Below are 9,008 nucleotides of genomic sequence, written 5' to 3'. Positions count from 1 at the left end.
CATGCTGCCTGCTGCTTGAACTCAGGGGAAAATGTACGTCTTTGCTTGCTCATCAAACACCTCTCCATGGCGAGCATTCTCGCCTAAATTGGTGTCCGGGTACATTAAACCACTACACTGCAAACACCTGCGTGTCGGCTTACGCGCAAGCGCCAAGCCGACCTACAATGAGCGCGGCGAAGCCACATCGCGGAGGCAAAGCCCGCCAGAAATGGCCGTGCGCGGGGAAAAGGCCCGCGGAACAGCGTGCAAACCCCAGCTTCACGAAAATCCAGGCGAAAAAAAATCCCCGGAGACCGAGGATTTCTTTATTTCGTTTGATCCAGCGTATTAGATTGGCTGAATGTTCGAAGCTTGCTTGCCTTTAGGGCCAGCGGTCACTTCAAAAGAAACGCGTTGGTTCTCTTGCAGGGACTTGAAGCCGTTCGACTGGATAGCCGAGAAGTGAGCGAACAGATCTTCGCCGCCTTCGTCAGGGGTAATAAAGCCGAAACCCTTCGAATCATTGAACCATTTTACGATGCCAGTTGCCATTACAATTTCCTATTTCAGTTAAGTTGGGCTTGCGCCCGTTATATCGTTTGAAGCAAGAAAGAAATGACAGACAAACTGCACTACTACCTCGAATCCAACGATGCCCAATTATACCAACAAAACTGAGAAAAACCATTCTTTCGCAAAATAAACTTGCGAACACTACTTTAATAGCCAAATCCCGGTCTTGCGGCGCCCTGTACCAGCGGCATGGACACACTATATCCTAATCTGCGACGCAAGGGCTTTGCGTTGCATCAAATGAATCATTGCAACCACACCACCTATAATGCGGTCGCTCAGGCGCTGAAATGGGTGGCGGCCGCATCGCGCTCCGCCCAGCGCAGCAGCGCCCCCACCTGTACGCCCACGGCCGGCCACTCGGCCAGCGCCTGCCCTGGCTCATTGAGCAGGGTGCGCACCAGCTGCTCGATGCGCCGGCATTCCTGGCCCAGCGCGGCGAAGCCGAAGGTGGCCGCCGAGCCGGCCACCGCGTGCAGCGCCCGGTGCAGGTCCGTCAACGGCTCCAGGCGCGGCCCTTCCGCATCGCAGCGGGCGCGTGCCTGCGCGATCGCCTGCAGCAGGGCTGGCACGCCAGCAGCATATTTGTCGTTCAAGGCGCGCAAACGGGCGCGGAAATCCGGATCGATCAAGGTTGCCATCGCAATACTCGCCTGAAAGTCGCTTACTTGGTGCCGAAGATGCGGTCGCCGGCATCGCCCAGGCCAGGCACGATGTAGGCGTGGTCGTCCAGGTGCGAATCGAGCGAGGCGCAGAACATCTTGACGTTCGGATGCGCGTTCTGGAACACGGTCACGCCTTCCGGCGCGGCCACCAGGGCCAGGAAGATGATCTGCTCGTCCGTGACGCCGCGTTTTTTCAGCACGTCGACGGCGTACACGGCCGAATTGCCGGTTGCCACCATCGGGTCGCACAGGATGAAGGTGCGCTCGTTCAGGTCCGGCAGGCGCACCAGGTATTCCACCGGCATGTGGGTGGCCGGGTCGCGGTAGACGCCGATATGGCCCACGCGCGCCGATGGCACCAGGTTCAGCAAGCCGTCGCTCATGCCGATGCCGGCACGCAGGATGGGCACGATGGCCAGTTTCTTGCCGGCGATGACGGGCGCGTCGATGGTCACCAGCGGGGTCTTGATTTCACGCGTGGTCAGCGGCAGGTCGCGCGTGATCTCGTAACCCATGAGCAAGGTGATTTCCTTGAGCAATTCACGGAAGGTGCGCGTCGACGTGTCGTGCTCGCGCATGTGGCTCAGTTTGTGCTGGATCAAAGGATGATCGGTAATGAACAAATTCGGGAAGCGTGGGTCTTGTTTCATGTTGTTTTTCTTTCTCTACTCTCTGGCGCGGCGGCATGCCTGCATCGCAAGCGCGCTGTGTGTCGATAAAATCATGGATTGCAGCATTATCCCAGCCCGCAGCCTGGCTGTGGCCGGAATTTACGAAATAATTGCATGGATGCACCGTTGCAAGCTCCCGCGCAAACTCAATACTCGCGCAGCGCACGCGCCAGGATGGCCGGGCAATCAATGCCGGCCGGCAAGCGGCCATACGCGCCGCCCGGCGCTTGTACCAGGCGCGACTGCAGGAACGCTTGCGCGACAAACGGCGGTGCATGGCGCAGCAGCAAACCGGCCTGCACGGCCAGCACGATGCGCTCGGCCAATTGCCGCGCACCGAACTCATCGCCTTGCGGCCCGTCCAGGTCGGCCAGCAGGCGCGCGCGGTAGTCGGCAAAGGCGGCGTGTCCATCGCCAGCCAGCGCCAGCTCGGCCGCCAGAGCCTCGCGCGCGGCCGGCGTCTTGCCGAAGGCACGCAAGACATCCAGGCACATCACATTGCCCGAACCTTCCCAGATGGAGTTGACGGGCAGCTCGCGATACAGGCGCGCCAGCGGCGCCTCTTCCACGTAGCCGGTGCCACCCAGCACTTCCATCGCCTCCGCGCCAAAGCCGGGACCGCGCTTGCAGATCCAGTATTTGCCGGCCGGCGTGAGCACGCGTGCCAGCATGGCTTGCTGCGGGTCATCCTTTTCATCGAAGCAGCGGGCCAGGCGCAAGGCAAAGGCCGTGGCCGCTTCCGACTCCAGCGCCAGGTCGGCCAGCACGTTGCGCATCAGCGGCTGCTCCACCAGCGGCTTGCCGAACACGGCCCGCTGGCGCGCGTGGTGCAGCGCCTGCGTCAGGGCCGCGCGCATGATGCCGGCGCTGCCCAGCACGCAATCGAGGCGCGTGTGGCTGGCCATTTCCAGGATGGTGGGAATGCCGCGCCCCGCCTGCCCGACCAGCCAGCCATAGGCGTTGACGAATTCCACCTCCGACGAGGCGTTCGAGCGGTTGCCCAGCTTGTCTTTCAGGCGCTGCACGCGGATGGCGTTGCGGCTGCCGTCCGGCAGGAAACGCGGCAGGAAGAAACACGACAAGCCCTCTTCTTCCGCCTGCGCCAGGATCAGGTGGGCATCGCTTTGCGGCGCCGAAAAAAACCATTTGTGGCCGACGATGCGCCAGGCGCCGTCCGCCTGCCCGCCGAACAGCGCTTGCGCCTCGGATGGCGGCACCCGGGTGGCGCGCGTGGTATTGCCGCGCACGTCGGAGCCGCCCTGCTTTTCCGTCATGCCCATGCCGACCAGGGCGCCACGCTTCTGCTCCACCGGCAGGGAGCGGGGATCGTAGTCGCGCGAAAGGATTTTCGGCAGCCAGCGCGCGGCGATCTGCGGCAAGCCGCTGGCCTGGCGCAGCGCGGGGACGGAGGCATACGTCATCGTCACCGGGCATTGCGCGCCGTTTTCCACCTGCCCCACTAATAGATAGGCGGCGGCGCGCGCCACCTGGGCGCCCGGGCCCGGCGCGGCCCACGGCGCGGCATGCGCGCCGGCGCCCACCAAGATCTCCATCAGCGCATGCCAGGCAGGGTGAAACACCACTTCATCGATGCGCCGCCCCGCGCGGTCGAACTGCTGCAGTTCCGGGCCATGGCGGTTGGCCTCGCGCGCCAGCGCATACGTCTCGGCGCGGCCCAGCTTTTCGCCCAGCGCATCGAGTTCCTGCAGCGCCGCGCCGCCGCCTTCGCGCAGCAGCGCCTCGATCAGCGCAGGGTCGCAGGCGAACAGGTTGACGTTTTCAAATGGCGTGGCCTGGTTGAAAACTTCATGCGTGTCAAAGGCATTCATGGGAGGTCTCCGTTGCGATTTGTTATCATGGCGCGCTTGCCTGCCGCGGCGCACCGTCAACATCGTCTGCCAGCCAGACTAGCGCAAAGCGCCAAAGGGAGCAAGCGCAAGGCCGGCATGCGCCGCCGCATAACGTTTCCATAGGGAACAAAATGAGTGAAAGCGCACGGCAGGCTGATTTTCTTCAAGCAGGACAGGAATATTTATAAAACCTGAAGCAATGTTGCTCTATTTCATGTAATTGAAAGCTTTTCAATGATACATTTCGTGTGGATCGCGTTCCGATAGTGACCGTTTGCCCATGACCGCGGGCAAACCGCACGACGCACTATTTCCGTTGGCGCCCTGCCCTGCAGTGGGCGCCGGCACTGATAATAAAAAGGTAAAAGCCAGCACGATGTTTTCCAGTACCCCATCCGCCGCCCACCGCGAGGCTCGCCACGAGTTGGACAACCTCATGGAAGAGGCCGGCGACGTCGTGTTCCGCCTCAATGCGGACGGCTTGATCCTGTTCGCCAGCAAGCGCGCCGCCACCCTGTTTGCCGCACCGGCCGGCCTGTCCGGCCACCTGCTGCTGCCGCTGGCCGCCGAAGCCTCGCGCGCCGCGCTGCAGGCGGCACTGGAAGATGCGCTCGCCGAACCGGGCCGCCTCGAGGTGCGCCTGCAAACGCCGGACCAGGAAATCTGGTTCGAGCTGCGCCTGTCTTCTTATATGAACGCGGCCGGCGTCGCCGAACTGCTGGTGGTCGGGCGCGACACCTCGGCCCAGCACAACACGGAAGAACGCCTGCGCCACATGGCCACGCACGATGCGCTGACCGGCCTGCCGAACCGCCTGTTGCTGTCGGACCGCATCCGCATGGTGATCGCCCAGGCGGCCCGTTCGGGCCAGGGTTTTTCCGTCGCCACCATCGGCCTCGATGGCTTCAAAAAGGTCAACGATGGCCTCGGCCACCCGGTCGGCGACGCAGTGCTGCGCCTGGCCGCGGCGCGCCTGCGCAAGACCTTGCGCGACAGCGATACCCTGGCGCGCGTGGGCGGCGATGAATTCGTCGCCGTGCTGCCGGGCAGCGCCACCGATGCGCAAATCAAGCTGGTGACGGGCCGCCTGCTGGCTACCCTGCAGGCGCCGTTTGAAGTCGACGGCCACACGATCTACGTGGGCGCCTCGGTCGGCGTGTCGATCTACCCGCTGCACGCGGAAGACGAAGTGCGCCTGGTGGCGCTGGCCGATGCGGCCATGTCGCGCGCCAAGGAAACGGGCAAGGCCCGCTGCCTGGTCTACAGCCCGCGCCTGAACGGCCCGTCGGAACACGACATCTCGCTGGAAGCGGCCATGTTCCACGCCGTACGCGAAGGTGAATTCCTGCTGTTCTACCAGCCCATCGTCGACGCGCACACGCGCCAGATCCAGGGCTTTGAAACCCTGATGCGCTGGAAGCACCCGACCCTGGGCCTGGTGCCGCCCGTGCGCTTCATCCCGATCGCCGAAGCCAATGGCCTGATCAACCTGCTGGGCGCCTGGGCGCTGAAGGCGGCCTGCGTGCAGCTCAAGCAGTTTCAGGACGTGGCCAGGCGCCCGCTGTACATCTCCGTCAACATCAGCCCGCGCCAGTTCCGCAACGACAAATTCCTCGACGTACTGGACGACGCCATCGCTTTTTCGGGACTCTCGGGCGAACACCTGGTGCTGGAAATTACGGAAGGCACCCTGATGATCGACCCCGTGCACGCGGAAACCATCCTCGGCAAGATGACGGAGCGCCGCGCGCGCATCGCCATCGACGATTTCGGCACCGGTTATTCTTCGCTCGCCTATCTGAAACGCTTCCCCATTTCCGTGCTGAAGATCGACCGCACCTTCATCAAGGACTTGCCCGAATCGAGCAAGGATGCGGCCATCTGCAATACCATCCTTGACCTGGCCAAGCACTTGAATCTGTCGGTGGTGGCCGAAGGCGTGGAGACGGAGGAACAGATGCACTTCATGGAGTCGCGCGGCTGCCATTATGTGCAAGGCTATTTGACGGGCAAACCGATGCCGGCCCACGCGGCGCTATCGGCCTTGAGCGAAAAAACCTATGCGGCGCTGGTTCCCACGCCGCCTGCCAATGAACAGCGCGGAGGGGTGCAATGAATCCAGGCCATTTCACGGCGCCGACACAGCTCGGCAAAAATACCCTGGACCTGCTGTGGGCGCGCACGCGCCAGCAGGGCGACATGCCCGGCTTCGCCAAGGCCATCAGCGCCATCCTGGGCGCCATGCGCGGCGAGGACGACCACGAATTCGACATCACGCAAACCGTGCTGTCCGATCCTGTCCTCACGCACAAGGTGCTCAGGCTGGCCAACAGCGGCATGTATTCGGCCTTCGGCCAGCGCGTCAACACGGTGTCGAAAGCCGTGCTGGTGCTGGGAATCGACGCCATCGGCCATCTGGCGCTGGGACTGAAACTGATCGAGGAACTGTCGCAGGCGTCGCCCGACTCCGTCAGCGCCCACGTGGAAATGGAAAAGGCCGTGCTGGCCGGGATGGTGGCGCAGCAGGTGGCCACCAGCGCCGGCAGCCTGCAGGCGGAACAGGCCGTGGTCTGCTCCATGCTGCATACGCTGGGCCGCATGATGGTGACCTTCTATATGACGGATTTCTGGGCACGCATGCAGGCCCACGCCGGCCCCGGCAACGAGGCGGCCGCCGCGCGCGAAATCCTCGGCCTGTCGCTGCCGGAAGTGGGCTATGCCACGGCCGCCCACTGGGGCTTGCCGCAGCATCTGATCAACGGCATGCGTCCGCTGGACCCGACGCCGGACAATTCCCCCGTCAGCGGTGCCGACTGGATGGCGGGATTGTCGACCATGGCGGCACGCTGCGCCGATTCGCTGTGGCACGACGATGCGGCCGGCGCGGCGCAGGTGCACGCGCTGATCGACAATTATGCGGGCACCCTGGGCATCACGGCCACCGACCTGGTGGTTGCCGTGGACAAGGCCAAGGCGATGGCGGCGGCCGACCTGTCGATCGCCCCTCTGTCGAAACCGGCGGAACGGCGCGCGCGCCAGCTGGCGTCGACGCGCATGCGCGCCGAAGGCAACCGCGTGCTGATCAGCGGCCTGGCCGACTTGCGCGGCGCCATCGGCAGCGCCAGTCCCGGGCAGATGGTCTCGATGGCGCTGGAAACGCTGCATCAGGGTTTTGATTTTTCGCGCTCGGTGGCTTTCGTGCGCAACCACAAGGATCACCTGTATTCGGCGCGCATCAGCATGGGCGACGGCATGGCCGACCTGCAGGACCTGATGGTATTTGGCGACGCGTATGAACCAAACGTCTTCCACGCAGCCCTCAACAGCGACCGCGTGATCTTCATCGACAATGCGCGCGACCCGAAATTTGCCGCCAAGCTGCCGCAGTGGTGGAAGGCGACCCTGTCGGAAGCGCGCAGCTTCGTCGTGCTACCCCTGTCGGCCAACGGCCACCCGACGGGATTCCTGTACGGCGACTGGGACGACAGCTTTCCGCCGATCCAGCTGAACCAGACGGAGTTCAACCTGATCAACGATATCCGGGCATTATTGGTGCAGTCGGTGGAGATGCGGCACCAATTGGAATTGGTGGCAAATAAAGTGGCGTGACAGGAAGCGCCGACAATGTTGTCGGATTACGCGCAAGCGCTAATCCGACCTACATTTTGCCGCTACCCATAGCATATGTCGTAGGTCGGGTTAGCCCAAAGGGCGTAACCCGACAACACCGCAGAGACAACAATGTTGCCGGATTACACGCAAGCGCTAATCCGACCTACGTCTGCTCTTACGCCGCGCGCTAACAATTACTTCAACTTCGGCGTACTCACCGACACATCGCCGCATTGCGCGCGGTGCATCAGGGCGTGGTCGATCAGCACCAGCGCCAGCATGGCTTCGGCGATCGGCGTGGCGCGGATGCCCACGCACGGGTCGTGGCGGCCGAACGTTTCCACCATCACGGGATTGCCTTCCTTATCGATCGAGCGGCGCGGCGTGCGGATCGACGAGGTCGGCTTGATGGCGATCGAGACACTGATATCCTGCCCCGTCGAGATACCGCCCAGCACGCCGCCGGCGTTATTGCCGACAAAACCTTCCGGCGTCAGTTCGTCGCCGTGCTCGGAACCTTTTTGCGCCACCGAATCGAAACCGGCGCCGATTTCCACGCCTTTTACCGCGTTGATGCCCATCATGGCGTAGGCGATGTCCGCGTCGAGCTTGTCGTAGATGGGCTGGCCCAGGCCGACCGGCACGTTTTGCGCGATCACGTCGATGCGTGCGCCGATGGAGTCCCCATCGCGGCGCAACTGATCCATCGCCGCTTCCATGCGCGCGATCAGGTCGGCGTCATCGCTGGCGGCAAAGAACGGATTCGCATGCACGTGCTCCCACGACTGGAATGGCACGGGAATGTCGCCCAGCTGGCTCATGCAGCCCTTGAAGGTCGTGCCGTACTGCTGCAGCAGCCATTTCTTGGCGATGGCCGCCGCGCCCACCACGGGCGCCGTCAGGCGCGCCGAGGAACGCCCGCCGCCGCGCGGATCGCGCACGCCGTATTTGTGCCAGTAGGTGTAGTCCGCATGGCCGGGGCGGAAGCTTTCCGCGATATTGCCGTAATCCTTGCTGCGCTGGTCTTCATTGCGGATCAGCAGCGCGATGGGCGTACCCGTCGTCACGCCCTGGTACACGCCAGAGAGGATCTCGACCGTATCCGATTCCTGGCGCTGCGTCACGTGGCGCGACGTGCCTGGCTTGCGGCGGTCCAGCCCGGGCTGGATATCGGCTTCCGACAGGACCAGCCCCGGCGGACAGCCATCGATCACGCAACCGATGGCCGGGCCATGCGATTCGCCGAAAGTGGTAACAGAAAACAGCTTGCCAAAAGTATTGCCGGACATAGTAGGAAGTGTGAAAGACTGGAAAACCCAATTCTACCAGCCTGCGCGGCGCACCATGCCGCTAATGCCTGGCCAGCGCCCGATATTTCCCCAGCGACAGCGCAAGTCCACCCTTTTCTTCCCGCCCGGATCGGCATTTTTAAATCCCGCGTATTTTTTTCATATAAAAAACACCAAATAAGAGTTGCAATCATGCAATGCAAGAAATATTGCCCTACAGAATAGACTTAAAAAAACATTTTGCTTATTAAATAGCTATATACTTGGATGATGGGCCATCAGAAAATGTGTACGCTTCGGCAACCGCTGAGTGCTGCATTTTCGATGCGCCCTGAGTGCATCAGAAATGACCAGGGCGAGGCGCTG

The 9,008-nt window shown here is 62.7% G+C and carries 7 protein-coding genes; 2 read left to right on the top strand and 5 right to left on the bottom strand.

Annotation, left to right across the window (positions count from 1 at the left end; translation table 11 throughout):
• Positions 1–330: 330 nt before the first annotated feature.
• The 4 genes from ACQ4WR_RS27300 to ACQ4WR_RS27285 form a co-directional block, all read right to left on the bottom strand.
• A complete protein-coding gene (locus ACQ4WR_RS27300) occupies positions 331–534 on the bottom strand; it encodes a cold-shock protein (RefSeq protein WP_010398811.1) in 204 nt (67 codons plus the stop codon).
• Positions 535–833: 299 nt separating this feature from the next.
• Entirely contained in the window at positions 834–1,196 is a 363-nt protein-coding gene (locus ACQ4WR_RS27295) for an Hpt domain-containing protein (RefSeq protein ID WP_436491167.1), read from the bottom strand.
• Positions 1,197–1,219: 23 nt separating this feature from the next.
• A complete protein-coding gene (gene upp / locus ACQ4WR_RS27290; RefSeq protein ID WP_010398816.1) occupies positions 1,220–1,870 on the bottom strand; it encodes a uracil phosphoribosyltransferase in 651 nt (216 codons plus the stop codon).
• Positions 1,871–2,037: 167 nt separating this feature from the next.
• Positions 2,038–3,720 (bottom strand): isovaleryl-CoA dehydrogenase, encoded by a 1,683-nt coding sequence (locus ACQ4WR_RS27285; RefSeq protein WP_436491165.1) that lies wholly within the window; start codon positions 3,718–3,720, stop codon positions 2,038–2,040.
• A gap of 457 nt (positions 3,721–4,177) precedes the next feature.
• Between ACQ4WR_RS27285 and ACQ4WR_RS27280 the strand changes: the two genes are divergently transcribed.
• Both ACQ4WR_RS27280 and ACQ4WR_RS27275 read left to right on the top strand, forming a co-directional pair.
• A complete protein-coding gene (locus tag ACQ4WR_RS27280; RefSeq protein WP_436491163.1) occupies positions 4,178–5,857 on the top strand; it encodes a putative bifunctional diguanylate cyclase/phosphodiesterase in 1,680 nt (559 codons plus the stop codon).
• Complete coding sequence (locus tag ACQ4WR_RS27275) at positions 5,854–7,350, top strand: HDOD domain-containing protein (protein ID WP_102299436.1); 1,497 nt, start codon at positions 5,854–5,856, stop codon at positions 7,348–7,350. The genes ACQ4WR_RS27280 and ACQ4WR_RS27275 overlap by 4 nt, the downstream gene beginning before the upstream one ends.
• A gap of 197 nt (positions 7,351–7,547) precedes the next feature.
• Here the strand turns inward: ACQ4WR_RS27275 and aroC are convergent, their stop codons facing one another.
• Positions 7,548–8,642: a chorismate synthase gene (aroC, locus tag ACQ4WR_RS27270; RefSeq protein WP_436491161.1), complete on the bottom strand. Its 1,095-nt coding sequence runs from the start codon at positions 8,640–8,642 to the stop codon at positions 7,548–7,550.
• Positions 8,643–9,008: the final 366 nt, after the last annotated feature.

The organism is Janthinobacterium amylolyticum, from assembly GCF_051380655.1.
In the GTDB taxonomy this organism is placed as follows: domain Bacteria; phylum Pseudomonadota; class Gammaproteobacteria; order Burkholderiales; family Burkholderiaceae_D; genus Janthinobacterium.
Note: the sequence above shows the minus strand (reverse complement) of the source record. Positions and strands in the feature narration are given on the sequence as shown.